This window comes from Pseudomonas sp. efr-133-TYG-5, from assembly GCF_030209175.1.
Classification (GTDB): domain Bacteria; phylum Pseudomonadota; class Gammaproteobacteria; order Pseudomonadales; family Pseudomonadaceae; genus Aquipseudomonas.
Map to the genome: position 1 here is coordinate 673,197 of NZ_JARVSM010000001.1, position 26,196 is coordinate 699,392.

The window sequence follows — 26,196 nt, forward strand, 5'->3', positions numbered from 1 at the left end:
CCGGAGGCAGAACCCCCTTGGTCGTGTGGGGTCAAAACTGTACACGTCACCAAGGAGATCTTTGATGGTCATTCATTTCAAAGTCGACGGACACCTGGCTTGCGGCCACAAGGGCAGCAACCTTTCCTCCAGCAGCGAACTCAACCGCGTGAAGTGCCGCAGCTGCCGTAACACCGAAGCCTACAAAACCGCCCGTAAAGACCAGCGCAATGCCTCCCGCCGGGCAGCCCGTCGGCCAGGTAGCGCATCTCATGCCGGCGATTGGCGCTCGGAATGGATCGAACGCCTGAGCGCGATGACCGGTCTGCAACGTTTGCCGCGCGGTTTCGCCGGGCAGACTTTTGTCTAGACAAAAAAATGGGCCGATCTGATCGGCCCATTGTTTTTTAGTTGTTACCCTGAAGTTTCTTCACTTTCTCCAGCGCCCGGTTGGTCAGGTCGATGCACTTCTGTTTATTACCGTCTTTCTGCGCCTTCTCTGCGTCTTTGCGGTCTTGTTGGATATCACCCAGTGCGGGTTGACCCAAAACCGGGGTCTGGCGCAAGTCATGCAGTTTCTGCAGGTTCACAGTGCACAAGTCGTCTGCGGCGAACAACGGTGCCGCCACCACAAAAGCGGCGATAAACAGTACGAATCGCTTCATGAGAAACTCCACCTGTGTGTACTTGGGAGTTTCACTATAGTTGCAGAAATCAAACCGCGTCAGGAATCACCGGGTGCCGGTTACAGGGAAAAAACCAACGTGCCAACCGACCAGCAGGACCGTTTTGCGCTGAAAGCGCTGATCGAAAAATACCTGGAGGGCAAAGCTCCTGATTACCAGCGCCTGCTCGAAATCGTTGAACAGCCATCACGGCAGATCCCGATCAGAGGCGTGCTTGAAGCCATTCGATGCCTCAACAGCGTGCAGTTCAGCCAACAGGAGCTTCGGCTGATCGACGATCCTCTGTACAGGTACGGCTGACGGTCATGCTCTGCCGATCACCGGCGGGGCAATCCAATAGGTTAAAGGTTGCAGCTGTACTGGTATTCGATGGGAAAAAACAGTGTATCGACCACCAAGGAAAACGGCGCATCGATCAGTAAAAAAGGCAACAGCTTGCCTTTCGAAGTCCCCAACAGCCACCAGTCAAACCGCACACCAATGTAAGGGCAGCGGTGCTTGTCGTAATCCATCCGCATCGCGGTGGCCATGCAGCCACTCAGACAGATAACCAAAGCCAGCAAAATCGCGCTTCGAAACAAGTAATGTCCTTATTAAATTTACTCTCCCGCCCTTCGCATAGTGATGACTGGAGCAGCAATTCTTCCCGATTAGAAAATACTTTACATTATTTTTTATTCGTAAGCTTTTGATAAATATAAAAATAGCCGGAGTCCATTACGAACATGGAGTAACTTCGAATTCAAGCCAACCGGGCTCCCACGGCAATCAATCGAGGACGTCGTGGAGCGGAAGCTCGCCCACAGTAGACCCGGGAAAACACCTGCCCGACTCAGAGCCTGTCATTGGATCAACTCAAAATGAGAGAGGCGGTAGCGAATCACAAGCTGCCGATCAAATCCAAGGCTGAGGGAACGGGGTGACTACCTGCTCCGATCACTTCCTCTCTCCAAATCCGCGACCAAGAAAGCAGCAAATGGTAATCTTGGCGCCGATCCTCCCCCTTGTCGGAAATGTACATGACGACCGAAAGAATTGTTTTTGCCAACATCCTTCGAGGTGTCGGCGCGATAGCCGTGCTGGTATCCCATTACATCGGCATTTTTTGGGTAATGCATCCAGGCATTTCCGACCTCATGAAAGTACCGGCCATATCCAACTTTCCAAGTTTAGAATTCCCACTATCCATACTATCGGAATACTGCATAGTTTTCGGACAATTCGGCGTAGGTGTATTCTTTATAGTAAGCGGACTTGTAATTCCATTCTCCCTGAGAAGCGACACAAAACTTGGCTTTTTATATCGCCGCGCTATACGCATCTACCCCGTTTACATCGCCGGGTTCTGCATCGTAATGCTTTCACTTTACTTTCTCTCACTTTATGTGCACAGACCTTTCTTGTTTCCAGTTAAGGACATGCTCGCACACTTTGGCGTAATCACTCGGGCCCCGCTAGGGGTAACTCGAATAGACGGAATCAGCTGGACATTGGAAGTAGAGATCTATTTCTATCTAGTTATGTGCGTATTGGGCACCACAATTTTAAATTTTGACATTAAAAAATACATCGTAGCAGCCTTAGCGATTGCCGCCGCCTCAACCGTCACGCTCAAGACTCAGGGCTACCTCGTTGGCGTCCAGGTTGCCGCAGGGTTGTTGCTCCTGTTAGGAACCGCCTATTTCTCCCTGCTGAACAAAAAAATAACTAAAAACGAATTCTGGACTCTCCAGATGACAGTATTTGCATTAATCCTGATCCTCCTATTGGGAGTAGCAGAGCCAGCAAACTATATAAACCAATGGACCATTGGCTACATTCTCGCGATGGCAGTATTTTATATCTGCTTCATTTTTCGAAACAGCATCAAAGAAAACAGATTACTCTCCCATTTCTCCGACATCAGTTACCCACTCTATGTAGTTCACGCATTATTTGGCTACGCCATCATGTATGTTCTAGTGGATTGTGGATTCGGACCATACTCCTCGATAGTGACAGCAACAGTTTGCGCCTACCTGGCAGCACTTCTTATACACGCTTTTGTTGAGAGGCCCTCTATGATATGGATCAAACGGAGTCGGGTCAGGAGTAAAGTACTGCAAAACGCTTAGATCGTTACGTGAGCACGCCATTCGTCATACTCGCAGGCGAGTTTTTGATTGTTGGTAAACCTGCTATTAGGCCACCACCTCCATGTAACTTCGATAACTGAGCCGGCCTACACCCGGCTCAGTGAGGACATGATTGCACGCAGAATGCACCGTCCATCACTGCCACGAGCTAACACTAAACCCGATGAAGCATCATGACCCTGTTCACTTCATCTTTGACGGCCACGATCGTCATGCTGACCATGGTTTTGGTGGGAGCCTATTCGATGAAGGAGCCGTTCTGAGCACTGGTGTCTGGCTGGCTGTCGTCTTCTACTGCAGCTGCAGGGCTGGCGGCCGTTGGCGCCATGGCCAACCTGATTGGTGGCGGACTGATGGTTAACACTTACGGTGCGATTCATGATGCAACCGGCAGCTATGCATTGGCGCTATTGCCGCTGGCAATGCTCTGCACATTGGCCGGCGTCATGGTTCTGGTGCTCGGTCGCAAGCGTCAGCGCGAACAGGGTGAACTGGCAGTCAGCGTCAAATAGAGGCTGCCTTACCTGAAGACGATGCCCATTTCCCCTTGGTGGAACATGGGCATCGTTGTATTCGCACAGCAAAAAGAGAACTCATCCTGGTTCGTCTCGACGCGGTCTCTTACAAGCGGGAGGGAAACTGGCTGCCCTCACCTCCATGAGGGTAATGGCCAAAATGCCCTGCAGCCAAGGTGACTCAGGCGCAAGGCTGACGCCCTCGACCGACATGGCACGGACGGTGATCGATCACATGGGGCTGCCCTGCTGGATCTACTCACGGCCTGGGTACCGCAAGAGCAAACGCACTTTGATGCTCTGCGACAATCCCGTCTCACTTTACGGCTTCTAACTCGTTGCCAGCGGGGGTCCCGTTTGCGGGCTTGAAGCCAAGGCTGCGCATCAGCTCACGGGCAGTCTCGAAAAAGGTCGTCCTTAATGCTGTCGGCGGCCTCTTCCGTCAATCGACTCGCAGGCCCGGAAATGACCAGCGCGCCCATCAACTCTTGCTGAGCGCCATGAATTGGCAGTGCAATGGAAGCGGCATGGGGATCCGTTGCGCCGCGCGAGTAGTAGGGTTTTTCCAGCGCGATGCCTACCGGGAACGGTGCACGCAACGCCTGAGCGCCTGCCGCTTCGTCCATCGGACGCATATCACCTGGTTGCAGGTTGAGTCGCAGGCGATGTGAGGAGCTCACCCGGTATTAGCACATCCGATAGGCGCCGTGGCGAACGTAAAATGATGCAGTTTCCCCGGACTGTTCAGAAAGATATTGAAGCCTCGGCATCACATGACGCTCAAGATCCAGGGCTTCCTGGTAAACAGCATCAAGCCTCATGACTTCGCTGGCCAACTGGTAACGGCCATCGGCCATCGGCCATCCGGTTGATCAACCCATGATTTTCCAGCGAAACCACCAAGCGCATGACCGTGCTTTTAATCAGCCCGGTACGCTCAACCAGTTCCACCAGGCTCAATGCCGTATCGCCAACCTGGAAAGCCGTGAGCACGGTCAAGACCGGTCAGCCGAAGCCACACCATTTACCGCTGGACGCGGCCGCGCATTTGCAATCAGAAAAAGACCTCATCTGTTGGGCCCGTTATACAAATCATTGTCAGGCCGGAAATTTGATTATCCGCCAAGGGCGGTGTCCTCGCCATCGTTGTGGCGATCAACTCATTCCAGGCAACTTGAACAGACCCCGCGATGCACTCCGGGCAATCGACAAGAACGAAGGGTTCATTTGGCAGTACTCCCCGCAACGCACTACGGATACCGGGAGACGCGAATTCGCCGACCGGGTTTCGATTGCGCTGGGCACACTCGACACGCCCTTCATGCCTCAAAAGCAAAAACACAGTTATGCCGACTTCGCCGTCCACCGCAACACCTGCCCTCTGGCCGACTGATTGCTATTGACCAATAGTTGCCGCGCATTAACGGATATACAGGATCAGCAAAAGGAACTAGCCTCGCATTGAAACGTCTGTTTGAATTGCGGAGCAACGCCTGTCAACAAAAAGCCAAGGGCGCAGGCTGATAACAACACAAAAATGGAGTGCGCGATGCGCAGGACTGACCAACTTTTTTCCTACTGGTGGAATACATCGGGGCCGTGGGTAGAAGAACCCAATGTACGCAGGAGCGGCACAAGCGGTGTGCAGCGGGTGATGCATAACGGTGCGACCGTCTACGTTAAGCGCCAGACGGGGCATTTGTTTCGCAGCCTGAGATATCCTCTGGGACGACCCACCACTTTGCGCGAAGGTCGCGCGCTGACAAAGTTACTCCAGCTTGGCGTCAACGCCCCTCAACCGGTCTTCTACGGCGCGCAAAAAATCAAAGGGGTCTGGCACGGCATTCTGGTCACCAAGGATCTAAACGGGTTCCAGGATTTGGAATCATGGTACAGCCAAGGTGCAAAAAACCTCTTCACTCCAACGCAGCTCGACAATGTACTTGAACGACTTGCTTCGTTAATGGCACGAATGCATCTCGGCCGCTGGCAACATGGCTGCATGCGCTCCAAACACATTTTCATCAAAGTTAATCATTCGTCGAGCGGTCCCGAGTTCGATCTTGCGCTGCTCGATCTCGAGAAATCCCACGGGCGCGTAAGCTTATTGCGGGCAGCGCGGCACGACATTCTGCAACTCAGGCGCCATTCCAATTGGAGCGAACCGGAGTGGCAGCATTTTCTTCATCATTATGAAAAGCATCTGGGCCGACAGATAATCACGCAGGGGCGCACTTGACAGTCCAAGTCTATTAATCGCGAGTCAAATCAGCGATTAGGCGCAATCGAGTGGCGACATCATGCATACCGAAGATCAACTTGGGCATACGACCAAGCAGTACATTCGGAATCGGAAAGGCAAGAAAGTGATGCCAACAAAGCCAGTTGCAGCTCGTCGCTAAAATTACGAACCGGAAACAAACAAGGGTTTGCATCGGCTTTCGCCCGCAAACCCTTGATTTTAGATGGTGCCCGAAGCCGGAATCGAACCGGCACGCCCTTACGAGCGGGGGATTTTAAGTCCCATGCGTCTACCAGTTTCGCCATTCGGGCGGTAGCGCGGTGTTGCTGAACCTGTTGCCCATTCGCGATCCTGACAGGATTGGCGCTTGAGCGACAGAGGGGGAAATATATACATCACTTCCCGGTGAAGCAAGTTGGCAACGGCGTTTTCAAGACTAAATCTTTTGCCGTGCTGTAAATAAAAAAGCTCCGTAAATCATGGATCTACGGAGCTTGTTTATAGTGGAGGCCGAGGTCGGAATCGAACCGGCGTAGGTGGATTTGCAATCCACTGCATAACCATTTTGCTACTCGGCCTCAAAACATTCGCTGTCAGTAGCACAACAACAAACGCGTACAAATTGGAGCGGGAAACGAGACTCGAACTCGCGACCCCGACCTTGGCAAGGTCGTGCTCTACCAACTGAGCTATTCCCGCTTGGTGTGGCGCATTCTATAGATTCCAGAAGCCCCGTCAACCCTTTGATTCAAAAAAGTTTTATTTCTTTTCTACATCGGTCTTCAGATGAGGCCAGGCAGCGCGAAGGTACTGGACCATCGACCACAAAGTCAGGCCTGCGGAAACCATCAGCAGCGCATAGCCGACAAAAACCCAGAACGTGAAGTCTTTGGGATTGCCCAGCAGAATCACCAGCGCGAGCATCTGCGCGGCAGTTTTCCACTTGCCCAGGTTCGACACGGCGACATGGGCACGCGCACCCAGCTCTGCCATCCACTCACGCAATGCGGAAACAACGATCTCGCGCCCGATGATCACAGCGGCCGGCAGCGTCAGCCACAGGTTGCCGTGCTCTTGTACCAACAGGACCAATGCCACGGCGACCATCAATTTGTCGGCAACCGGATCGAGAAACGCACCAAACGGCGTACTTTGCTCCAGACGGCGCGCCAGATAGCCATCCAGCCAGTCGGTTGCCGCAGCGAAGGCGAAGACCGAGCTTGAAGCCAGGTAACTCCATTGGTAAGGCAGGTAAAACAGCAATATGAAAATCGGGATGAGCAGGACGCGGAGAACGGTAATCAGATTAGGGATATTCATCGGCACAACTGGCTACGAGGTGAATGGGCATTCTACTCACTATGCAGGTTTGCATAAATCGACTCTGCTAGCTTTTTGCTGATCCCCGGTGCTTTGGCGATCTCTTCGATGCTTGCACGAGACAGCTCCTGCAATCCACCAAAATGTTTCAACAAGTCCCGGCGGCGGGTAGGCCCTACCCCGGCGACGCCTTCCAGCGTCGAGGTGCGCCGGGTTTTGCCACGCCGCGCTCGGTGCCCGGTAATGGCGAAACGGTGCGCCTCGTCGCGAATCTGCTGGATCAGGTGCAGCGCCGGGGAATCGCCGCGCAAAGTGAACTCGTGCGCCGCATCATTCAGATACAACGTTTCGAAGCCAGCCTTGCGCGTCGCCCCTTTGGCGACACCGAGCAGGATCAGATCCGGCACCGCCAGCTCATTGAGAACGTCACGAGCCATCGACAGCTGCCCCTTGCCACCGTCCACCAGCAAAATGTCCGGCAACTTGCCCTCGCCGTCCTTCAGTTTGCTGAAGCGACGCGTCAACGCCTGGTGCATTGCCGCGTAGTCATCGCCCGCAGTGACACCCTCGATGTTGTAGCGCCGGTAATCGGATTTGATCGGCCCTTCGGGACCGAACACCACGCAGGAAGCCACCGTGGCCTCGCCGCTGGAGTGACTGATGTCGTAGCACTCGAGACGCTGGGGCGGCTCGTCCAGGTTCAGCACTTCAGCCAATGCGTCGAAACGTGCGGCGACATGCTGTCGGTTGGCCAGCCTCGCGCCCAGGGCCTGCTCGGCATTGGTCACCGCCAACTGCTGCCAGCGGGCGCGAGTGCCACGCACTCGATGACTGATGCTCAGTTCGCGCCCGCGCAGCTCCTGGATGGCTTCGATCAGCGTCGGGAAATCTTCGTGGACCACATTGACGATCAGCTCGCTGGGCAAATCGCGCTCGGGGCTGCTGATGAAATACTGGCCGAGAAACGCAGCCATGACCTCGCCGACATCTTCCTCGATGCCGACCTGCGGGAAGAAATTCTTGCTGCCCAGTACCCGACCACCGCGCACGCTGATCAGATGGACGCAGGCGCCGCCCGGGTTGACGAACGCGGCGATGACATCGATATCGCCCGTCCCGCCTTCCATGCTCTGCTGGTCCTGGACGCGACGCAGCAAGGCGATCTGGTCGCGCAGCTCAGCGGCACGCTCGAATTCGAGATTGATCGCCGCCTCTTCCATCGCCGTGGACAGCTCGTTGGTCAACGCGTGGCTGCGCCCTTCGAGGAACATCACCGAGTGACGTACGTCCTCGGCATAGACCTGCGGCTCGACCAGACCGACGCAGGGCGCCTTGCAGCGTTTGATCTGGTATTGCAGGCACGGGCGGGTGCGATTCTTGTAATAGCTGTCCTCGCACTGGCGGACGAAAAACGTCTTCTGCAACAGGCTGAGGCTTTCGCGGATCGCTCCCGCACTTGGATACGGCCCGAAGTATTTGCCCTTGGCCTTCTTGGCGCCGCGATGGATGCTCAGGCGCGGGAATTGTCCGTCAGACAGAAACACGTAGGGGTACGACTTGTCGTCGCGCAACAGTATGTTGTACGGCGGCCGCCACTCCTTGATCAGCGTCTGCTCAAGCAGCAGCGCTTCGGTTTCGTTGGCGGTGATGGTCGTTTCGACCTGAGCAATACGCCCGACCAGGGCAGCGGTTTTCGGCGCCAGACCGGTCTTGCGAAAGTAGCTGGCCAGACGCTTCTTGAGGTTCTTGGCCTTGCCGACGTAGAGCAGGCGTGCATCGCTGTCGAACATGCGATAAACGCCGGGGCGCCCACTGACGGTCGACAGAAAGGCGCCGGAATCGAAGGGTTCAGTCATGATCAGAGACTGGCATCAACCATGCCGTGGCGAACCGCCAGGAGCGTCAACTCGACATCGCTGCTGATCGAGAGCTTCTCGAAAATGCGATAACGGTAGGTATTGACGGTTTTTGGCGACAGGCACAATTTGTCGGAAATGATCTGCACCTTCTGACAGCCGACAATCATCAACGCAATCTGGATCTCGCGCTCGGACAGGGCATCGAACGGCGAATCGTTGGTGGGCTGAAACGACTTGATCGCCAGTTGCTGGGCGATCTGCGGGCTGATGTAGCGTTGCCCCGCGAACACCAGGCGAATGGCCTGGACCATTTCCGGCAGCCCGGCGCCCTTGGTCAGATAACCGGCGGCCCCCGCCTGCAACAAACGTGTAGGAAACGGATCTTCCTCGCACACGGTTACTGCAACAACCTTGATGTCGGGATGGCTGCGCAACAGTTTGCGCGTGGCTTCGAGGCCGCCGATGCCAGGCATCTTGACGTCCATCAGCACTACGTCGGGCTTCAGTTCCCGAGCCTTGATCAGGGACTCTTCCCCGGACTCGGCCTGCCCGACCACTTGCAGGCCATCGATATCGGCCAGCATTCGTGTAATGCCTGTACGAACGAGATCATGGTCGTCGACCACTAGCACCCTAATCAAGCAGACACCTCGCGATATGGTCTTATTGGGATGCCCGACACCTTAGCAAAAAGAGCCGAACAGACCTAGCGGCAAGCCGCATATAAAAAGTTTCAATTCATCAGCCAGGGCTTGCCGGCCGTGGGTTTCAGAGCACAACTGTACTGAAATCGAGCTGCATGCGCAGGAAACACTCATCCTCGCCCTGCACCTGTAATCCCTTTCGCAGATACAGCTGTTGCGCCGGATTGTTTTTGAACACCGTCAGGCGCAAGGCCGGTCGGCGTTCCTGACGTGCCATGGCCATGACCTGGTCGATCGCCCACGCCCCTGCCCCCTGGCGCTGGAAACGTTCGGCGACTTGCAACTCGCGGATATACAGCGCTCGTGCGTCGCGACTGAGGCTGAAAAAACCCACCGACTGGTCATCACGGACAATCAGCCAATTGTCACGCCCCGCCCAGGCAACGTCGAACGCCTCATCCTGCCAGAGCAAATCGTAGTGGATGTAATAGCGCAACATGTTCTGGCACGCGAGTTCGCGGGCGAATGGCAGATCAGCCGACGTCGCCTGGCGCAGTTGGAATGTCATGCAAGTCTCCCCGCTCATCATCACCGGCCGCGAACCTGTCATTAACGACATGGTTCATCCTTGGCCAAGGGAGTAAAACGCAGAGTGTGTCACAAACTCGGCCCTGTTCGAGCGATAGCGCGCGTCTTGCGCATTCGATAGCAATTTCTGATTGCTGACGCGCAGCCGCCTCTAGTAAGCTCGGCGCAACTCATCGGAGACAGACCATGTTCAACGCCCTATCACAGCCTCGTACCGCCAGCGCCCTGCGCTCGGTTTCGGCTGCCCGGGCGACTGACGTCTGCGCTCCGGTCAGCTTTTATTTTGGGTATTGGTTTAGCCACTGGCGCGCCTGATACCCACACGGCGCCCATGAAAAACGGGTCGCCCACCAGAGAATTCTCAACCCCCGGTCGGCCTCCCCGACTGGGGGTTTTGTTTTTTCAGCGCCACACTTTTTCAGCATCACACCAGACACTTTGAGGAATCACGACATGAACTACGCCACTTATTACCGTTACGACAGCTTCAGCGCCTGGCGATTTACCAGCCTCCGCTCGGGACAGCCTGCCGCCTCCGATCGGTCACCCAAAGGTGGCAAACACACCCATGTAGCCAATACGGCCCACTGTCGAACACCCCAGTAGGGCCGAGCGAGCGGGAAGCACCCGCCGCCAGCCCAGGAAGCCCAATCATGAATTCGTCCGTTTCTGCTCTGCCGCTGTCCACCCTCAATCCTGCCAACGAAGCACTGACCTTGCGTCTGCCCAGCTCGTTGCAACTCAAACAGCAATTGCCCCTGAGCAATGCATTGGCCCAGCAAATCGCCGCCCACCGCCAGGCCGTGCGTGCGATCCTCAACGGTGAAGACCAGCGCATGCTGGTGATCGTCGGCCCTTGCTCGATCCACGATCCGCACTCCGCCCTTGAATACGCCGGCAAGCTTGCCCGCCTGGCCACTGATGTCAGCGATCAAATGCTCCTGGTGATGCGTGCCTACGTAGAGAAACCGCGCACCACGGTCGGCTGGAAAGGCCTCGCCTACGACCCGCATCTGGACGGCAGCGATGACATGGCCGGTGGCCTGACCCTGTCCCGCGAATTGATGCTGGAAATGATCCGCATCGGCCTGCCCGTTGCCACCGAACTGCTGCAACCCATGGCCGCCGGTTACTTCGACGATCTGCTCAGTTGGGTCGCCATTGGCGCCCGTACCACCGAGTCGCAGATCCACCGTGAAATGGCCAGTGGCCTGGGCATGCCGGTCGGCTTCAAGAATGGCACCGACGGTGGCGTGGCGATCGCGGTGGATGCGATGCGCTCGGCCTCACACCCACACCGGCACTTCGGCGTGGACAGTCAAGGTCACCCGGCAATCATCCAGACCCCTGGCAACCCGGACACGCACCTGGTACTGCGCGGTGGCCACCAGGGACCGAACTACGACCACGCCAGCGTGGCCCGTATCGACAGCGAGCTCAAGCGCCTGAAGATCCCGAGCCGGATCATGGTCGATTGCAGTCACGCCAACAGCGGCAAAGACCCACTGCGACAACCGGCGGTGTTCAATGACGTGCTCCAACAACGCCTGCGAGGCGACCGCTCGCTGATCGGCATGATGCTGGAATCACACCTGTTCGAAGGCTGCCAGCCATTGAGTCCGGCACTGCGCTACGGGGTATCGGTGACCGACGGCTGCCTCGGCTTCGATGCCACCGAGCGTCTGTTGCAGGAAGCTGCCGTACGCTTGCGCCAGTCCTTGCAAGCCTGAGCGCAATGACGTCCTTCCGGTTCGCCTCGTCGACCGGAAGGGCGCAACCGTCGCGGCTCGCTACGCTTCGACGCGTACCGTGGTCACCGCCGACGCCTGACTGACATCGTCCAGATGCTCGACCGAGTAGGCGACACGCACGGTCGAGCCTGCATGCTCACGCCAGAACTTGTGGGGCACGATAAACACCAGCGGCTGCCCCGCCATGTCCCGACTGATCTCCCGGTCATCAGCATGGCTGAAGAAATCGCCGTCACACTTGAGGTACACCAACTCGCCTTCCTGCACCTGGGCATTACCGATGACCACGGTAATGCCATCCAGGGAGTCGTCCACCTGCACCACGCCATCTTCGGACTCGAGGACATCAGGCGCATCCAGAATCCCCCGATTCAGCGCAGCGAAGACAATCTGCACCGGTTCGGATTCTCGCGTCGTGCCGCATCTCTGCCGCACCTGATAACGCACCGTGGCTTTGTCGCCGAGAACCGCTGCCACGCTTTGCGGTGCAATCCAGAACGAAAACGCCTCGCCGACGATAAACGCCTCGACCCGCAAACTATCGCTGTACGTCAGCGCAGCGCCCTCCGTTTGCCAGCACAGCAGGACCCGGTCGCCAACCGCCATGCGCGCGTAAGGCTGAACGGTGATGCAGATTCCCTGCGCGACCCGATCAGGGTCCAGCACCGCGCCCACCGACTCTTCAATGTGCGGCGCCAGCAGCCGCGGCGGCGCATCGCCGACTGTCAGTTGCAGGCGGTCGGAGCACAATGGCGCAGACCGGGCGGCACTGACCAGGGTCCAATACACTTCCAGCGAACCGCCATCCAGTGCGGCGATGTGCATGCCCTTGACCACGAAGACCACTTCCCTGCCTACCTGGCTCTCACTGACGAAGCGGACGATTTCGTGCTGGTAGGCATAACCCTCAAGATCCAGCCCATCCCACCTAAGAATCAGTTTGTCGCCGCAGGCCATGCCGGGATAAGGCGCAACACGGACAATCCCTCGCGGCAACGCCGGATCGAGCACCGCACCGTCGACCGAGTCGAGCATGGGCGGCTGTAGCCTGCCGCTTGCGCTGGAATGCAGGTCGTAGCAGATCTCCAGCGAATGCTCGTCGACCTTGAGGCGCAGCTGACCTCCGTCCGCCAGGTGGATGTCATGGTTCGCGCGTTGCGACAACGGCGTTGCGCGGTGTACTTCCTGAGTCGTCATTTGCATTTCCATTCCCTGGATAAGGCGCTGTCGTCAATGACGGCGCCGACAACCTGAATTGAACGCCAATCAGCAAGGATCCGCTGTCAGCACAATGCATTGCGCTCCACTGGCAATCTGGATGGAGAAAGTAGGCAAGCGAGCGGAAACGCCTTGGACGGTTGGAAAAGATGTCCAAATATTCCGACCCGGATTTCAGAAAGATCCGAAGAATCGTACAGGTGCTAGTCCACTTTCCCGCAACGACTGAGGCGGCTTCGTACGTCTGCAGCGAGGTGAGTGTTTTAGAGTGGCCCGCAGATTTCACCGCCAAACTTCTGCGAAAAAGGTAAGAACATGCAACGGAATGCTTCCACCCGTTACCCCATCCTGCTGGTGCACGGCCTGTTCGGCTTCGAGCGCATTGGCCCGTTCGAGCTGTTCCACGATGTCAAGCAGGCACTGAAAGCGGCAGGCAACCGCGTATTCGTCGCGCACCTGTCAGCCACCCATGACAATGAAGTCCGCGGCGAGCAATTGCTGGCGCAGATCGACTGCGTGCTGCGTGGCACAGGCGCCAGCAAAGTCAACCTGATCGGCCACAGCCAGGGCGCACTCACCGCACGCTATGCAGCAGCGGTTGCACCGAAGAGCGTCGCTTCGGTGACCTCGGTCAGCGGACCGAACCACGGTTCGGAACTGGCCGACTTCCTGCGCAAGGCGCTGGTCCCCGGGCGCCTGCCGGAAAACGTCGCGCAGGGTGTCGCCACCCTGTTTGCCGACTTTCTGTCTCTGCTCAGCGGCAACGCGGCCCTGCCACAGAGTGCGCTGGCCGCGCTGAATGCGCTGACCACCGAGGGCGTCGGCAACTTCAACGACAAATACCCGCAAGGGCTGCCCTCGACCTGGGGCGGGCACGGCACCGAACTGGTCAACGGCATCCGCTACTTCTCCTGGAGCGGCGTACTGCCCGCAACTGGCGCAAACGCGATCGATTCGCTGCAAGGCATCTCCCGCGCGCTGGCGGAGTACTTCATTACCGAACCGGCACAGAACGACGGTTTCGTCGGCCGCTTCAGTTCCCACCTGGGCACAGTGATCCGCTCCGACTACCCGCTCGACCATCTGGCCAGCCTGCGCCGCACCGCTGGTCAGCGCATGACCTCCTTCGACCCCATCGAACTGTATGTTGAGCATGCCGCGCGCCTGCGTGCCAAGCGTCTGTAGCGCGCAGGCCGTGAGCGGTGCAATGGAACTTTGCCGAGAAATCGGCCACTGAATCCGGTAGGCTCCGCACTTTACTGAAATTGATTGGAGAGTTTTCCCATGGCTAAAGCCACTGCCCGCCACATCCTGGTTTCCAGCGAAGACAAGTGCAACGAACTCAAGGCTCAGATCGAAGCCGGTGCCGATTTCGCCGAAGTGGCCAAGGCCAACTCCACCTGCCCGTCCAGCCGTCAGGGCGGTGACCTGGGTTCGTTCGGTCCTGGCCAGATGGTCAAGGAATTCGACACCGTGGTGTTCAGCGCGCCGATCAACGTCGTGCAAGGCCCGGTGAAGACCCAGTTCGGCTACCACCTGCTGGAAGTCACCAGCCGTCAGGACTGATTCGTCCACCGACGCGCTGCACAACGGCCCACCCCTTGGTGGGCCGTTGTGTTTTGCAAACATGATTCGACTGGCGAGCGACGCGCCGCTCGCGTACAAATTGCGCTTATCGATCACCCGGCGCTAAGGCTGACAATGCGACTGGCTTTCTCCACATTGATGTTCACTGCCGTGGCCCTGTTATTGGCTGCCAGCGCCGTGAACGCTGCTCCCCAGCATGCGCTGACCGTTTATGGCGAAGCGCCGAAATACCCGGCCAGCTTCAGCCACTTCGCCTACACCAACCCGCAGGCACCGAAAGGCGGAACCATGCGCCGTTCGGCCATCGAAATCGGCCACTTCGACCATTTGCTGCCGTATATCGACAAGGGCATCGGCGTCACCCAGATCGACGGCATGCTGTATTCGCCGCTGGCCCAACGCTCGATGGACGAGCCCTACACCGTCTACGGCCTGGTGGCGGAGAAAATGGAACGTGCGGATGACGGCCTGTCCCTGCGTTTCTTTATCAATCCAAAGGCGCGCTTCGCTGACGGCAAGCCGATCACCGCCGAAGACGTGCGCTACACCTACGACTTGCTGATGACCCAGGGCAGCCTGCGTTACCGCACCCAGTTCGCCGACGTCAAAGGCGTCGAAGTGGAAGCGCCGCTGATCGTGCGTTTCGACTTCAAGAGCAACGAAAACCGCACCCTGCCGCTGGATATCGCCACCCTGCCGGTGTTTCCCGAGCATTGGTGGAAAACCCGCGACTTCGCCGGCGGTGGCGGTTACGAGCCACCGCTTGGCAGCGGGCCGTACCGGGTCGGCAAGGTCGACTCCGGACGCAGCATCACCTTCGAGCGCAATCCCGACTGGTGGGGCAAGGACCTCCCGGTCAGCCGCGGCCTGTACAACTTCGACCACTTCAGTATCGAATACTTCGGCGACACCGACGTCGCCCGCCAGGTCCTGCGTGGCGGCGCCTACGATTACAATCGCGAGTTTTCCGCCACTGGCTATTCGATTGGCTACGACAGCCCGGCGCTGAGCGACGGCCGCCTGCAAAAGGCCCACCTGGCCACCGAAGCGCCGCAGTCGGCCCAGGGCTTCGTGTTCAATTTGCAGAAACCGATGTTCCAGGATCGCCGGGTGCGCCAGGCGCTGGCCTTGCTCTGGGATTTCGAGTGGAGCAACCGGCAGATGATGCGCAACCTGTACATCCGTCAGCAAAGCTACTTTTCCAACAGCGACCTGGCCGCCCGTGCCCTGCCGGACGCAGCCGAACTGAAAATCCTCGAGCCCCTGCGCGGCCAGGTTCCCGACGAAGTCTTCACCCAGGTCTTCGAAGCGCCGAAAACCGATGGCAGCGGTGTGATCCGCGACAAGCAGTTGCAGGCCCTCGAACTGCTGGAGCAGGCCGGATGGAAGCCGGATGGCGACCAGCTGGTCAACGCCCGGGGCGAGCCATTGAGCTTCACCTTCCTGGTCAGCCAGAACGGCATGGATCGCCTGCTGCTGCCGTACAAGCGCACGCTGAAACAGATCGGTATCGATCTCAACATCCGCCGTATCGATTCCTCGCAATACGTCAATCGTCTGATGAGCCGCGACTACGACATGATCGTCACCGGCTACCCGGTCACCACCTCCCCCGGCGGTGAACTGCTGAACTACTTCGGCTCGGCCTCGGCCAACGACCCCGGTGCCAACAACTATATGGTGCTGAAGAATCCGGCGGTGGACACCCTCATCAACGGCCTGATCCGCGCCTCGACCCAATCCGACATGCTGCATTACGCTCATGCGCTGGACCGGGTGCTGCAGTGGAACTACTACTGGATTCCCAACTATTACCCGCCGGGCACCTCCACGGTGTGGTGGAATCGCTTCGGCATCCCCACGGTGCAGGCGAGCAATGACGAGGCGATCGACAGCTGGTGGGAAATCAGCAGCACGCCGCTGACCAACCAGCAGATGACGGCCGAGAAAATCAGCCGTGGCAGACCCGGAGGGCCGCGCTGATGTGGGCTTACATACTGCGGCGCCTGCTGCTGATCATCCCGACGCTGGTGATCATTCTGCTGGTCAACTTCGTGATCATCCAGGCTGCCCCCGGGGGGCCGGTGGAGCAGGCCATCGCTCATTTGCAAGGCATCGGCGGCAGTAACGTCGGCGGCGGTTCGAGCGAAACCATGAGCGGCACCTCGCGCGCCAGCCGTGGCCTCGACCCGCAACTGATCAAGGACATCGAAAAACAGTACGGCTTCGACAAACCCGCGCACGAACGCCTGTGGCTGATGCTGAAGAACTACGCGCAACTGGACTTCGGCAAGAGCTTCTTCCGCGGCGCCACGGTCACCGACCTGATCCTGGAAAAAATGCCGGTCACCATCTCCCTCGGGCTGTGGGCGACGCTGATCACTTATCTGGTTTCGATCCCGCTGGGCATCCGCAAGGCCGTGCACCATGGCAGCCATTTCGACATCTGGAGCAGCACGGCGATCATCATTGGCTACGCGATGCCGGCGTTTCTGTTCGCGATGTTCCTGATTGTGGTGTTTGCCGGCGGCACCTCGCTGAACTGGTTTCCGGTGCGCGGACTGGTGTCGGACAACTTCGAATCGCTGTCGACCCTGGGCAAGATCGCCGATTACTTCTGGCATCTCGTGCTGCCGGTCACCGCCCTGGTGATCGGCGGGTTCGCCACCCTGACCATCCTCACGAAAAACTCGTTCCTCAATGAAATCACCCGCCAGTATGTGGTCACCGCGCGGGCCAAGGGCCTGAGCGAGCGCCGGGTGCTGTACGGCCACGTATTCCGCAATGCGATGCTGCTGGTGGTGTCGGGCATTCCCCAGGCGTTCATCAGCGTGTTTTTCGCCGGCTCGCTGTTGATCGAAGTGATTTTTTCCCTCGATGGCCTCGGGCGCATGAGTTATGAAGCGGCAGTGTCCCGGGATTACCCGGTGGTGTTCGGCTCGCTGTTCATCTTCACCCTGTTCGGCCTGCTGATAAAACTGATCGGCGACCTGTGCTACACCCTCGTCGACCCACGCATCGACTTCGCCGCGAGGAATGCCTGATGCTCAAGCTCTCGCCTCTGGGCCGGCGCCGCTTCGCGCGCTTCAAGAAAAACCGTCGGGGCTGGTGGTCGCTGTGGCTGTTTATCGGCCTGTTCCTGCTCAGCCTGGGTGGCGAACTGATCGCCAATGACAAGCCGCTGGTGGTCAGTTACCAGGGCCAATGGTATTTCCCGGTGTTCAAGCGCCACACCGAGCAGGAGTTCGGCGGGCAACTGCCGTTCCAGGCCGATTACCGCAGCGACTATGTCCAGAACCTGATTCGCAAGGATGGCGGCTGGCTGCTGTTCCCGCCGATTCCGTTCAGTGACGACACGCCGAACTACGACCTCGACAAACCGGCGCCGAGCCCACCGTCGTCGGTGAACTGGCTGGGTACCGACGATCAGGCGCGGGATGTCCTGGCGCGGGTGATTTTCGGCGCACGGGTGTCGATTCTGTTCGCGTTGATGCTGACGTTCGTCAGCGCGCTGATCGGCATCGCGGCCGGCGCCCTGCAAGGCTATTACGGCGGCTGGGTCGACCTGCTCGGTCAACGCTTGCTCGAAGTCTGGTCGGGGCTGCCGGTGCTGTACCTGCTGATCATTCTGTCCGGCTTCGTCGAACCGAATTTCTGGTGGCTGCTGGGGATCATGGCACTGTTTTCCTGGCTGGCGCTGGTGGACGTGGTACGTGCCGAGTTCCTGCGCGGACGCAACCTGGAATACGTCAAGGCAGCGCGGGCGCTGGGCCTGACCGACCGTAAGGTCATCGTCCGGCACATCCTGCCCAACGCGATGAACGCCACGTTGAGCTATCTGCCGTTCATTCTGACGGGAGCGATCTCCACCCTCACCGCCCTCGACTTCCTCGGTTTCGGCATGCCGGCCGGCAGCGCCTCATTGGGTGAACTGATCGGCCAGGGCAAGCAGAACCTGCAGGCGCCCTGGCTCGGGCTGACAGCGTTCTTCACCCTGGCGCTGATTCTTTCCTTGCTGGTGTTCATTGGCGAAGCGTTGCGCGACGCGTTCGACCCCCGCTCCTGAGCCAGGAACCTGAGATGAAGACTGAGATGACAGACAACCTGATCGAAATCCGCGGGCTCAACGTGGCCTTCCATGGCCAGACCGTGGTGCGCGACCTGTGCCTGGATATCCGTCCCGGCGAATGCCTGGCGCTGGTCGGCGAATCGGGCTCCGGCAAATCGGTGACCGCCCACTCGATCCTGCAACTGCTGCCGGAGAATGAAGCGCAGACCAGCGGCAGCATCCGCTATCGCGGCCAGGAACTGCTTGGCGCCGACGCCAGGACCTTGCGCGATCTGCGTGGCAACCGCATCGCGATGATCTTCCAGGAGCCGATGACATCGCTCAACCCGCTGCACACCATCGAAAAGCAAATCGGCGAAACCCTGTTGCTGCATCGCGGGCTGGGTGGCAAAGCGGCGCAACGGCGAATCCTCGAACTGCTCGAGCTGGTCGGCATCCAGAAACCGCAGGAACGCCTCAAGACCTATCCGCATCAATTGTCCGGCGGCCAGCGGCAACGGGTGATGATCGCCATGGCCCTGGCCTGCGAGCCGGAGCTGCTGATCGCCGACGAACCGACCACTGCACTCGACGTCACCGTGCAGCGCAAGATTCTTTTGCTGCTCAAATCCTTGCAACAGCGCCTGGGCATGTCGCTGCTGCTGATCAGCCACGACCTCAACCTGGTGCGCAGCATCGCGCAACGGGTGTGCGTGATGAAGGCCGGGCAGATCGTCGAGCAGGCCCCCTGCGAAACCCTGTTCACCGCGCCGAAACATCCCTACAGCTGCGTGCTGCTCAACGCCGAACCGGAAGGTGAAGCCTTGCCGCGTGACGAGCGCGAGAACGTGCTGGAAGTCACCGACCTGCGCGTCGATTTCGCGGTAGCCGGCGGCTTGTTCCAGCGCAAGAAATACCTGCGCGCGGTCGATGGCATCAGCCTGAACATCCAGCGCGGCAAAACCCTGGGGATCGTCGGTGAATCCGGCTCCGGCAAGTCGACCCTTGGCCAGGCAATCCTGCGCCTGCTCGATTCCGAAGGCAGCATTCGCTTCCAGGGCGCCGCGCTCGACGGCCTCGATCAGAAGCAGCTGCGCCCATGGCGGCGGCAGATGCAGGTGGTGTTCCAGGACCCGTTCGGCAGCCTCAGCCCGCGGATGTCGGTGGCGCAGATCATCAGCGAAGGCCTGGAAGTGCACTGCCAGTCCAGCGCTGCCGAGTGCGACGCCCAGGTGATTCGCGTGCTCGAGGAAGTCGGCCTCGATCCGCAAAGCCGTCATCGTTACCCGCACGAGTTCTCCGGCGGCCAGCGCCAACGCATCGCCATTGCTCGCGCCCTGGTGCTGAAACCGGCGTTGATCCTGCTCGACGAGCCGACCTCGGCGCTCGACCGCACCGTACAGAAACAAGTGGTCGCCCTGCTCCGCCAGCTCCAGGAAAAATACGGCCTGACCTACCTGTTCATCAGCCACGACCTCGCGGTGGTGCGGGCGCTGGCCCACGACATGATCGTGATCAAGGACGGCAAAGTGGTGGAGCGCGGTGCCAGCCACAACGTCTTCGATGCGCCTCAGCATCCGTACACCAAAGAGCTGTTGGCGGCTGCGCACCCGGGCTAGGCATAATTGCCGCGCCACCCTGATCCTCGCCAATGGACTTCGTCATGAACACCACCGAAAGCCTCAAGGACTACCAACGGGTTCGCACCCTGGCGATCCGCTCGCTGTTCGAGATCATCGAGCAATCCAGCGAAGGCACGGTGATTGTCGACCGCGACGCGAATATCGTCTGGATGAACGAGCGCTACGCCCGGCGCTTTGGCCTGGACTCCGCTGCCGGCGCCATCGGCAAGCCGTGTGAAAGCGTGATCCCCGGCAGCCTGCTGCGCGAGGTGGTGCGCACCGGACGGCCGATCCTGCTGGACATGCAGGACACCCCCAAGGAGCCGCTGGTGGTGATGCGCCTGCCGATCCACGACGATGCCGGCGCGGTGATCGGCGCAATCGGCTTCGCCCTGTTCGACGAGTTGCGCACGCTGTCGCCGATGCTCAAGCGCTATCTGAGTATGCAGGAAGAACTGGCCTCGACCCGCTCGCTGTTGCGCGCGCGCCAGACCAAATACAACTTCGCCCACTTCATCGGCACCAGTGCCGCCAGCCTCGAGGTCAAGCGCCGCGCCCGACGCAGCGCCAGTGCCGAATCTCCGGTATTGCTGCTGGGTGAAACCGGCACCGGCAAGGAGTTGCTGGCCCAGGCAATTCACAGTGCTTCGCCGCGAGCGCACAAGGCGTTCGTCAGTGTCAACAGTGCGGCGATTCCCGAGGCCCTGCTGGAGGCGGAATTCTTCGGTACCGCCCCCGGTGCATTCACCGGCGCCGACCGCAAGGGGCGCACCGGCAAGTTGCAGATCGCCCAGGGCGGCACGCTGTTTCTCGACGAAATCGGCGACATGCCGCTGCCGCTGCAAAGCAAGCTGCTGCGCGTGCTCCAGGAGAAAGAATTCGAACCGGTGGGTTCCAATGACGTGATTTCGAGCGATGTGCGGGTCATCGCGGCGACGTCGACGGATCTGGAAGCAGCGATCAAACGTGGCGAGTTTCGCGCCGACCTGTATTACCGCCTCAACGTGCTGCCGATTCGCGTGCCGCCCTTGCGGGAACGCCTCGACGATCTGCCGGCGCTCAGCGAGGCGATCCTGGAAGAACTGCGCAGCCAGCACGAACTGGACCGCCCTGCGCTGCAGCTGCTCGGCCAGCATGCCTGGCCGGGCAATATCCGCGAACTGCGTAATGTGCTGGAACGGGCGGCGCTGCTCAGCGATGACCTGGTGCTCACCGAAAGCGACATTCGTTCAGCAATCGGTACGTTTACCCCCGTTGCGCGCACACTGACGCCCCTGTCAGAGCCTGTCACCCACGAAACCTTCAGTCAGGCGAGGGAGCGTTTTGACCGCCAGTTGATTCGATCCACCCTCGCGCAATGCGGGGGCAAGGTGACCGAGGCGGCTGAGCGATTGGGGCTTGGGCGGTCGACGTTGTACAAGAAGATGATTGCGCTGGGGATTGCAGAGTCTCAATAGGGAGACACAAATCTCAATATAGGGACTATATCGAAAGCTTCGCGGGCAAGCCCGCTCCCACAGGAGAAATATGCACCACTGTGGGAGCGGGCTTGCCCGCGAAGACGTCCGACCCGCCGCATAAATTCTCCAAAACGAGACAATTCCCTTTCGCCCGCCCTCCACCCCAACACTATTCCCTTACACTTCAATGACTTAGTCATATGGCACAGTTCTCGCTAAAGCTCCTTCCTGTCCAGCCTCACCCACAAAAATAACAATCGAAGGAGCACTCCATGAGTGTGATCATCGCCTTGGCAGCCCTGGCGCTGCTGATGCTCGCGGCCTATCGTGGCTACAGCGTTATTCTCTTTGCCCCCATCGCCGCCCTCGGCGCTGTCCTGCTGACCGATCCCTCCGCCGTCGCGCCCGCATTCACCGGGGTGTTCATGGAGAAAATGGTCGGCTTCATCAAACTGTATTTCCCGGTATTCCTGCTCGGCGCAGTGTTCGGCAAGCTGATCGAGCTGTCGGGGTTCTCGCGCTCGATTGTCGCCGCCGCCATTCGCCTGCTCGGCACGCGCCAGGCGATGCTGGTGATCGTGCTGGTCTGCGCCCTGCTCACCTACGGCGGTGTTTCGCTGTTCGTGGTGGTATTCGCGGTCTATCCGTTCGCCGCCGAGATGTTCCGCCAGAGCAACATCCCCAAGCGCCTGATCCCGGCGACCATTGCCCTGGGCGCCTTCTCCTTCACCATGGACGCCCTGCCCGGCACCCCGCAGATCCAGAACATCATCCCCAGCACCTTCTTCAACACCACCGCGTGGGCGGCACCGTGGTTGGGGGTGATCGGTACGATCTTCGTGTTCTGCGCCGGCATGCTGTTTCTCCAGCGCCAGCGCAACAAGGCCCAGCGCGCCGGCGAAGGTTACGGCACGGAGTTGCGTAACGAGCCGGAAACCGCCGAAGACCTGGAGTTGCCGAACCCGTGGATCGCGCTTTCGCCATTGCTCGCGGTGGGCATCATGAACCTGCTGTTCACCCAGTGGATTCCGCAGTGGTACGGCAAGACCCACAGCCTGGCGCTACCCGGCATGGCTGCACCGGTGACCACGGAAATCGCCAAGCTCACGGCGATCTGGGCGGTGCAGGCCGCGTTGCTGGTGGGCATCCTGATGGTGCTGGCGTTCGGCTTCCAGGCGATTCGCAGCAAACTCGCCGAGGGCAGCAAAAGCGCGGTCAGCGGCGCACTGCTGGCGGCGATGAACACCGCGTCGGAATACGGTTTCGGTGCGGTCATCGCGTCCCTGCCGGGCTTCCTGGTGCTGGCCGACTGGCTCAAGAGCATCCCCAATCCGCTGGTCAACGAAGCGATCACCGTCACCCTGCTGGCCGGTATCACCGGTTCGGCTTCGGGCGGCATGAGCATTGCGCTGGCGGCGATGTCCGAGCAGTTCATCGCGGCGGCGCACGCGGCGAACATTCCCCTGGAAGTGCTGCACCGGGTGGCCGCGATGGCCAGCGGCGGCATGGACACCCTGCCGCACAATGGCGCGGTGATCACCTTGCTGGCCGTCACCGGCCTGACCCATCGCGAGGCTTACAAAGATATTTTCTGTATTACGCTGATCAAGACCCTGGCGGTTTTTGTGGTAATCGGCACTTTCTACGCCACTGGCATTGTGTGAGGTATTCATGACGACTCTTTCGGGCAAGACCGCACTGGTCACCGGTTCCACCAGCGGCATCGGCCTCGGGATCGCGCTGACGCTGGCCAAGGCCGGCGCCAACCTGATCCTCAACGGTTTTGGCGATGCCTCGGCGGTGATCGCCGAGGTCGCGCAGTTCGGCGGCAAGGTCGGCCACCACCCGGCCGATGTCAGCGACCCGGCGCAGATCGCCGAGATGATTGCCTACGCCGAGCGTGAATTCGGCGGCGTCGACATTCTGGTCAACAATGCTGGTATCCAGCATGTCGCAGCGGTTGAAGACTTCCCGGTGGAGCGCTGGGATTCGATCATCGCCATCAACCTGTCCTCGGTGTTCCACAGCACGCGCCTGAGCCTGCCGGGCATGCGCGCCAAAGACTGGGGGCGTATCGTCAATATTGCCTCCGTGCACGGTCAGGTCGGCTCGACCGGCAAAGCGGCCTACGTGGCGGCCAAGCACGGGGTGATCGGCCTGACCAAGGTGGTCGGTCTGGAAACCGCCACCAGCAACATCACCTGCAACGCCATCTGCCCGGGCTGGGTGCTGACGCCGCTGGTGCAAAAGCAGATCGATGATCGCGCCGCCAAAGGGGTCGACCCGCAACAGGCGCAGCATGATCTGCTGGCCGAGAAACAGCCGTCGCTGGAGTTCGTGACCCCGACGCATCTGGGCGAGCTGGTGCTGTTTCTGTGCAGCGAGGCCGGCAGTCAGGTACGCGGCGCGGCGTGGAATATCGACGGTGGCTGGCTGGCGCAGTAATCGGCCACTGCGCCTGCCGAGCCGTCGTGGCGGCAGCACGTTTTTGCGTCCGCCACGTCCAGCTGCGGCACGCTCGCCTTGTGCACCCACCAGAAAACCAGAGGCAAACCATGTCCGACATTCTTTGGCAGCCCGATGCCGAACGCATTGCCCAGTCCCGCATGGACACCTTCCGGCGCTTCGTCAACGAACGCCATTCGCTGCATATCGCCGACTACCCTGCCCTGCATCGCTGGAGCATCGAACAGCGCCCCGCGTTCTGGCAGGCGCTCGTCGATTTCTTCGACATCCGCTTTCACAGCCAGCCCGACGCCGTGCTGCGCGAGGGCGGGCAAATGCCCAGTGCCGAATGGTTTCCCGGCGCGACCCTGAACTTTGCCGAACACCTGCTGCGCCGGCGTGACGATGCCGTGGCGCTGATTGCCATCGCCGAAAACGGCCAGCGCGAGCAATTGACCTGGGCCGAACTGGCCGCCCAGGTTGCTGGCTTCCAGGCCGCCTTGCGCGCCGCCGGTGTCGGCCTCGGCGACCGTGTGGCCGCGTGTATGCCCAACACCTGGCAAACCCTGGTGGCGATGCTGGCGACGACCAGCCTTGGCGCGGTCTGGTCGTGCTCGTCACCGGATTTCGGCAGCCACGGGGTGATCGATCGTTTCGGCCAGATCGAACCGAAAGTGCTGATCACCTGCGCCGGTTACCGCTACGCGGGAAAAACCATCGACCAGACGGAAAAAATCAACGGCATCCTCGCGCAACTGCCATCGCTGCAACAGCTGATCATCGTGCCTTACGCCCGGCCCCGGGCGCGTGCCGAGGATTACCAGACCCGGGCCAACGTCACCTTGTGGGATGCGTTTTATCAGCCGGGCGGCGAGCCGGAATTTGTCCCGGTGCCGTTCAACCATCCGCTGTACGTGCTGTACTCCAGCGGCACCACCGGTGTGCCGAAGTGCATTATTCACAGCGCAGGCGGCGTGTTGCTGCAACACGTCAAGGAACACGGCTTGCACGTCGACCTGGGGCCGGCCGATCGCCTGTTCTACTACACCACCTGCGGCTGGATGATGTGGAACTGGCTGGTCTCGGCGCTGGCCGTGGGCAGCGCGGTGGTGCTGTACGACGGTTCACCGTTCCATCCCGGCCCGGAGCGTCTGCTGGAGTTGATCGACGATGAGCGCATCAGCGTGTTCGGCACCAGTCCGAAGTTTCTCGCTACCCTCGAAAGCAGCGGGCTCAGGCCTCGCGACAGCCATGACCTGAGCAGCCTGAAAACCCTGCTCTGCACCGGTTCGGCGCTGTCGCCGCAGAGTTACGACTTCGTCTACCGCGACGTCAAGGCAGACGTCTGCCTGGCCTCGATGTCCGGCGGTACCGACATCGTCTCCTGTTTCGTCAACGGCAACCCGCTGCTGCCGGTGCGCCGTGGCGAAATCATGGGCAAGAGCCTGGGCATGGCGGTCGAAGTTTGGAATGACGCGGGCCAGGCGGTGGTCGGCGAAAAAGGCGAACTGGTCTGCACCCGGCATTTCCCGGCGATGCCTATCGGTCTGTGGAACGATGACGACGGTGAAAAGCTGCGCAAATCCTATTTCAGCCTGTTCCCCGGCGTCTGGGCCCAAGGCGACTACGCCGAACAATTGGCCCACGGCGGCATGCTGATTCACGGCCGTTCCGACGCGGTACTCAACCCCGGCGGCGTGCGCATCGGCACTGCGGAAATCTATCGTCAGGTGGAAAAGGTGCCAGAGGTGCTCGACAGCGTCGCCATCGGCCAGCACTGGCAGGACGACGTGCGCGTGGTGCTGTTCGTGCGCCTCAAGCCTGGCGCGCAGCTGGATGCGGCACTTGAGCAGCAGATCCGCCAGGTGATCCGCGCCAACACCACGCCGCGCCATGTGCCGGCGAAGATTGTCGAGGTCAGCGACATCCCCCGGACCATCAGCGGCAAGGTGGTCGAGTTGGCGGTGCGCAATGTGGTGCACGGCGAGCCGGTGAAGAACACCGATGCCCTGGCCAATCCCGAGGCGCTGGAGCAGTTTCGCCAGCGCCCGGAACTGAGCCATTGACGGTACGCCCGGCCGATGCGGGCCGGGCGTA

25 protein-coding genes, 3 tRNA genes and 1 pseudogene are annotated in these 26,196 nt (G+C 59.7%); 17 read left to right on the plus strand and 12 right to left on the minus strand.

The window, feature by feature from the left end; all coding sequences use genetic code 11:
• The first annotated feature begins 64 nt into the window (after window positions 1–64).
• The gene (locus QRN70_RS02970) at window positions 65–349 is read left to right on the plus strand and encodes a hypothetical protein (protein WP_285415729.1); all 285 of its coding nucleotides are present in this window, start codon (window positions 65–67) and stop codon (window positions 347–349) included.
• A gap of 37 nt (window positions 350–386) precedes the next feature.
• Here QRN70_RS02970 and QRN70_RS02975 read toward each other — a convergent pair whose 3' ends face one another.
• A complete protein-coding gene (locus QRN70_RS02975; RefSeq protein ID WP_285415730.1) occupies window positions 387–545 on the minus strand; it encodes a PA2433 domain-containing protein in 159 nt (52 codons plus the stop codon).
• 3 nt (window positions 546–548) lie between these two features.
• Here QRN70_RS02975 and QRN70_RS02980 point away from each other — a divergent pair, with 3 nt between their 5' ends.
• Window positions 549–965: a hypothetical protein gene (locus QRN70_RS02980; RefSeq protein WP_285415731.1), complete on the plus strand. Its 417-nt coding sequence runs from the start codon at window positions 549–551 to the stop codon at window positions 963–965.
• Window positions 966–1,006: 41 nt separating this feature from the next.
• On the opposite strand, the gene QRN70_RS02985 is transcribed toward QRN70_RS02980, so the two are convergent.
• Window positions 1,007–1,246: a YceK/YidQ family lipoprotein gene (locus tag QRN70_RS02985; protein WP_350224494.1), complete on the minus strand. Its 240-nt coding sequence runs from the start codon at window positions 1,244–1,246 to the stop codon at window positions 1,007–1,009.
• A 438-nt stretch (window positions 1,247–1,684) separates the two neighbouring features.
• Between QRN70_RS02985 and QRN70_RS02990 the strand changes: the two genes are divergently transcribed.
• Complete coding sequence (locus tag QRN70_RS02990; RefSeq protein ID WP_285415733.1) at window positions 1,685–2,779, plus strand: acyltransferase family protein; 1,095 nt, start codon at window positions 1,685–1,687, stop codon at window positions 2,777–2,779.
• 191 nt (window positions 2,780–2,970) lie between these two features.
• A pseudogene (locus QRN70_RS02995) lies at window positions 2,971–3,312 on the plus strand (MFS transporter); the annotation flags it as partial.
• A 392-nt stretch (window positions 3,313–3,704) separates the two neighbouring features.
• Here QRN70_RS02995 and QRN70_RS03000 read toward each other — a convergent pair.
• Complete coding sequence (locus QRN70_RS03000; RefSeq protein ID WP_285415734.1) at window positions 3,705–3,941, minus strand: IclR family transcriptional regulator domain-containing protein; 237 nt, start codon at window positions 3,939–3,941, stop codon at window positions 3,705–3,707.
• 60 nt (window positions 3,942–4,001) lie between these two features.
• Entirely contained in the window at window positions 4,002–4,172 is a 171-nt protein-coding gene (locus QRN70_RS03005; protein WP_285418090.1) for an IclR family transcriptional regulator, read from the minus strand.
• 50 nt (window positions 4,173–4,222) lie between these two features.
• Between QRN70_RS03005 and QRN70_RS03015 the strand changes: the two genes are divergently transcribed.
• The gene (locus QRN70_RS03015) at window positions 4,223–4,708 is read left to right on the plus strand and encodes a hypothetical protein (RefSeq protein WP_285415736.1); all 486 of its coding nucleotides are present in this window, start codon (window positions 4,223–4,225) and stop codon (window positions 4,706–4,708) included.
• 156 nt (window positions 4,709–4,864) lie between these two features.
• Complete coding sequence (locus tag QRN70_RS03020; RefSeq protein WP_285415737.1) at window positions 4,865–5,554, plus strand: lipopolysaccharide kinase InaA family protein; 690 nt, start codon at window positions 4,865–4,867, stop codon at window positions 5,552–5,554.
• Between the two features lie 227 nt (window positions 5,555–5,781).
• On the opposite strand, the gene QRN70_RS03025 is transcribed toward QRN70_RS03020, so the two are convergent.
• The 7 genes from QRN70_RS03025 to QRN70_RS03055 all read right to left on the minus strand — a co-directional run bounded on the left by QRN70_RS03025 (window position 5,782) and on the right by QRN70_RS03055 (window position 9,948).
• Window positions 5,782–5,868 (minus strand) — tRNA-Leu (locus QRN70_RS03025).
• A 193-nt stretch (window positions 5,869–6,061) separates the two neighbouring features.
• Window positions 6,062–6,135: transfer RNA gene (locus QRN70_RS03030), tRNA-Cys, on the minus strand.
• A gap of 45 nt (window positions 6,136–6,180) precedes the next feature.
• A tRNA-Gly gene (locus QRN70_RS03035) sits at window positions 6,181–6,256 on the minus strand.
• A gap of 60 nt (window positions 6,257–6,316) precedes the next feature.
• Window positions 6,317–6,877: a CDP-diacylglycerol--glycerol-3-phosphate 3-phosphatidyltransferase gene (gene pgsA, locus QRN70_RS03040; RefSeq protein ID WP_285415738.1), complete on the minus strand. Its 561-nt coding sequence runs from the start codon at window positions 6,875–6,877 to the stop codon at window positions 6,317–6,319.
• 32 nt (window positions 6,878–6,909) lie between these two features.
• On the minus strand, window positions 6,910–8,733 hold the full coding sequence (gene uvrC / locus QRN70_RS03045; protein ID WP_285415739.1) for an excinuclease ABC subunit UvrC: 1,824 nt from the start codon (window positions 8,731–8,733) through the stop codon (window positions 6,910–6,912).
• Window positions 8,734–8,735: 2 nt separating this feature from the next.
• Entirely contained in the window at window positions 8,736–9,377 is a 642-nt protein-coding gene (gene gacA / locus QRN70_RS03050) for a response regulator transcription factor GacA (RefSeq protein WP_032829778.1), read from the minus strand.
• Window positions 9,378–9,504: 127 nt separating this feature from the next.
• Window positions 9,505–9,948: a GNAT family N-acetyltransferase gene (locus tag QRN70_RS03055; RefSeq protein WP_285415740.1), complete on the minus strand. Its 444-nt coding sequence runs from the start codon at window positions 9,946–9,948 to the stop codon at window positions 9,505–9,507.
• Window positions 9,949–10,621: 673 nt separating this feature from the next.
• Between QRN70_RS03055 and QRN70_RS03060 the strand changes: the two genes are divergently transcribed.
• Window positions 10,622–11,698: a 3-deoxy-7-phosphoheptulonate synthase gene (locus QRN70_RS03060; RefSeq protein WP_285415741.1), complete on the plus strand. Its 1,077-nt coding sequence runs from the start codon at window positions 10,622–10,624 to the stop codon at window positions 11,696–11,698.
• A 60-nt stretch (window positions 11,699–11,758) separates the two neighbouring features.
• On the opposite strand, the gene QRN70_RS03065 is transcribed toward QRN70_RS03060, so the two are convergent.
• Window positions 11,759–12,922 carry a hypothetical protein gene (locus tag QRN70_RS03065; RefSeq protein ID WP_285415742.1) on the minus strand — a complete coding sequence of 388 codons (1,164 nt, stop codon included), beginning with the start codon at window positions 12,920–12,922 and terminating at the stop codon, window positions 11,759–11,761.
• A gap of 330 nt (window positions 12,923–13,252) precedes the next feature.
• Between QRN70_RS03065 and QRN70_RS03070 the strand changes: the two genes are divergently transcribed.
• From QRN70_RS03070 to QRN70_RS03115, 10 genes are all read left to right on the plus strand, one after another.
• Entirely contained in the window at window positions 13,253–14,122 is an 870-nt protein-coding gene (locus QRN70_RS03070; RefSeq protein ID WP_285415743.1) for an esterase/lipase family protein, read from the plus strand.
• A gap of 99 nt (window positions 14,123–14,221) precedes the next feature.
• Window positions 14,222–14,503: a peptidylprolyl isomerase gene (locus QRN70_RS03075; RefSeq protein ID WP_041478733.1), complete on the plus strand. Its 282-nt coding sequence runs from the start codon at window positions 14,222–14,224 to the stop codon at window positions 14,501–14,503.
• Window positions 14,504–14,638: 135 nt separating this feature from the next.
• Entirely contained in the window at window positions 14,639–16,507 is a 1,869-nt protein-coding gene (locus tag QRN70_RS03080; protein WP_285415744.1) for an extracellular solute-binding protein, read from the plus strand.
• Window positions 16,507–17,568 (plus strand): microcin C ABC transporter permease YejB, encoded by a 1,062-nt coding sequence (locus tag QRN70_RS03085; protein WP_285415745.1) that lies wholly within the window; start codon window positions 16,507–16,509, stop codon window positions 17,566–17,568. Before QRN70_RS03080 ends, QRN70_RS03085 begins: the two co-directional genes overlap by 1 nt.
• Window positions 17,568–18,590 (plus strand): ABC transporter permease, encoded by a 1,023-nt coding sequence (locus tag QRN70_RS03090; RefSeq protein WP_285415746.1) that lies wholly within the window; start codon window positions 17,568–17,570, stop codon window positions 18,588–18,590. The genes QRN70_RS03085 and QRN70_RS03090 overlap by 1 nt, the downstream gene beginning before the upstream one ends.
• 26 nt (window positions 18,591–18,616) lie before the next feature.
• Window positions 18,617–20,191: an ABC transporter ATP-binding protein gene (locus QRN70_RS03095; protein ID WP_285417996.1), complete on the plus strand. Its 1,575-nt coding sequence runs from the start codon at window positions 18,617–18,619 to the stop codon at window positions 20,189–20,191.
• 44 nt (window positions 20,192–20,235) lie between these two features.
• Window positions 20,236–21,651 carry a sigma-54 interaction domain-containing protein gene (locus QRN70_RS03100; protein WP_285415747.1) on the plus strand — a complete coding sequence of 472 codons (1,416 nt, stop codon included), beginning with the start codon at window positions 20,236–20,238 and terminating at the stop codon, window positions 21,649–21,651.
• Between the two features lie 275 nt (window positions 21,652–21,926).
• A complete protein-coding gene (locus tag QRN70_RS03105; protein WP_285415748.1) occupies window positions 21,927–23,318 on the plus strand; it encodes a GntP family permease in 1,392 nt (463 codons plus the stop codon).
• Window positions 23,319–23,325: 7 nt separating this feature from the next.
• The gene (hbdH, locus tag QRN70_RS03110) at window positions 23,326–24,099 is read left to right on the plus strand and encodes a 3-hydroxybutyrate dehydrogenase (protein WP_285415749.1); all 774 of its coding nucleotides are present in this window, start codon (window positions 23,326–23,328) and stop codon (window positions 24,097–24,099) included.
• Window positions 24,100–24,209: 110 nt separating this feature from the next.
• Window positions 24,210–26,165 carry an acetoacetate--CoA ligase gene (locus QRN70_RS03115; protein ID WP_285415750.1) on the plus strand — a complete coding sequence of 652 codons (1,956 nt, stop codon included), beginning with the start codon at window positions 24,210–24,212 and terminating at the stop codon, window positions 26,163–26,165.
• Window positions 26,166–26,196: the final 31 nt, after the last annotated feature.

Coding starts and splice junctions, on each gene's coding strand:
- QRN70_RS03060 (WP_285415741.1), top strand. CDS start 10,622: ATGAATTCGTCCGTTTCTGCTCTGCCGCTGTCCACCCTCAATCCTGCC.
- QRN70_RS03000 (WP_285415734.1), bottom strand. CDS start 3,941: ATGGACGAAGCGGCAGGCGCTCAGGCGTTGCGTGCACCGTTCCCGGTA.
- QRN70_RS03090 (WP_285415746.1), top strand. CDS start 17,568: ATGCTCAAGCTCTCGCCTCTGGGCCGGCGCCGCTTCGCGCGCTTCAAG.
- QRN70_RS03095 (WP_285417996.1), top strand. CDS start 18,617: ATGACAGACAACCTGATCGAAATCCGCGGGCTCAACGTGGCCTTCCAT.
- QRN70_RS03070 (WP_285415743.1), top strand. CDS start 13,253: ATGCAACGGAATGCTTCCACCCGTTACCCCATCCTGCTGGTGCACGGC.
- QRN70_RS02990 (WP_285415733.1), top strand. CDS start 1,685: ATGACGACCGAAAGAATTGTTTTTGCCAACATCCTTCGAGGTGTCGGC.
- QRN70_RS03100 (WP_285415747.1), top strand. CDS start 20,236: ATGAACACCACCGAAAGCCTCAAGGACTACCAACGGGTTCGCACCCTG.
- QRN70_RS03105 (WP_285415748.1), top strand. CDS start 21,927: ATGAGTGTGATCATCGCCTTGGCAGCCCTGGCGCTGCTGATGCTCGCG.
- pgsA (WP_285415738.1), bottom strand. CDS start 6,877: ATGAATATCCCTAATCTGATTACCGTTCTCCGCGTCCTGCTCATCCCG.
- QRN70_RS03075 (WP_041478733.1), top strand. CDS start 14,222: ATGGCTAAAGCCACTGCCCGCCACATCCTGGTTTCCAGCGAAGACAAG.
- QRN70_RS02970 (WP_285415729.1), top strand. CDS start 65: ATGGTCATTCATTTCAAAGTCGACGGACACCTGGCTTGCGGCCACAAG.
- QRN70_RS03085 (WP_285415745.1), top strand. CDS start 16,507: ATGTGGGCTTACATACTGCGGCGCCTGCTGCTGATCATCCCGACGCTG.
- QRN70_RS03065 (WP_285415742.1), bottom strand. CDS start 12,922: ATGCAAATGACGACTCAGGAAGTACACCGCGCAACGCCGTTGTCGCAA.
- QRN70_RS03005 (WP_285418090.1), bottom strand. CDS start 4,172: ATGGCCGATGGCCGTTACCAGTTGGCCAGCGAAGTCATGAGGCTTGAT.
- QRN70_RS03115 (WP_285415750.1), top strand. CDS start 24,210: ATGTCCGACATTCTTTGGCAGCCCGATGCCGAACGCATTGCCCAGTCC.
- QRN70_RS03080 (WP_285415744.1), top strand. CDS start 14,639: ATGCGACTGGCTTTCTCCACATTGATGTTCACTGCCGTGGCCCTGTTA.
- QRN70_RS02980 (WP_285415731.1), top strand. CDS start 549: ATGCAGTTTCTGCAGGTTCACAGTGCACAAGTCGTCTGCGGCGAACAA.
- hbdH (WP_285415749.1), top strand. CDS start 23,326: ATGACGACTCTTTCGGGCAAGACCGCACTGGTCACCGGTTCCACCAGC.
- QRN70_RS03015 (WP_285415736.1), top strand. CDS start 4,223: ATGACCGTGCTTTTAATCAGCCCGGTACGCTCAACCAGTTCCACCAGG.
- uvrC (WP_285415739.1), bottom strand. CDS start 8,733: ATGACTGAACCCTTCGATTCCGGCGCCTTTCTGTCGACCGTCAGTGGG.
- QRN70_RS03020 (WP_285415737.1), top strand. CDS start 4,865: ATGCGCAGGACTGACCAACTTTTTTCCTACTGGTGGAATACATCGGGG.
- QRN70_RS03055 (WP_285415740.1), bottom strand. CDS start 9,948: ATGACATTCCAACTGCGCCAGGCGACGTCGGCTGATCTGCCATTCGCC.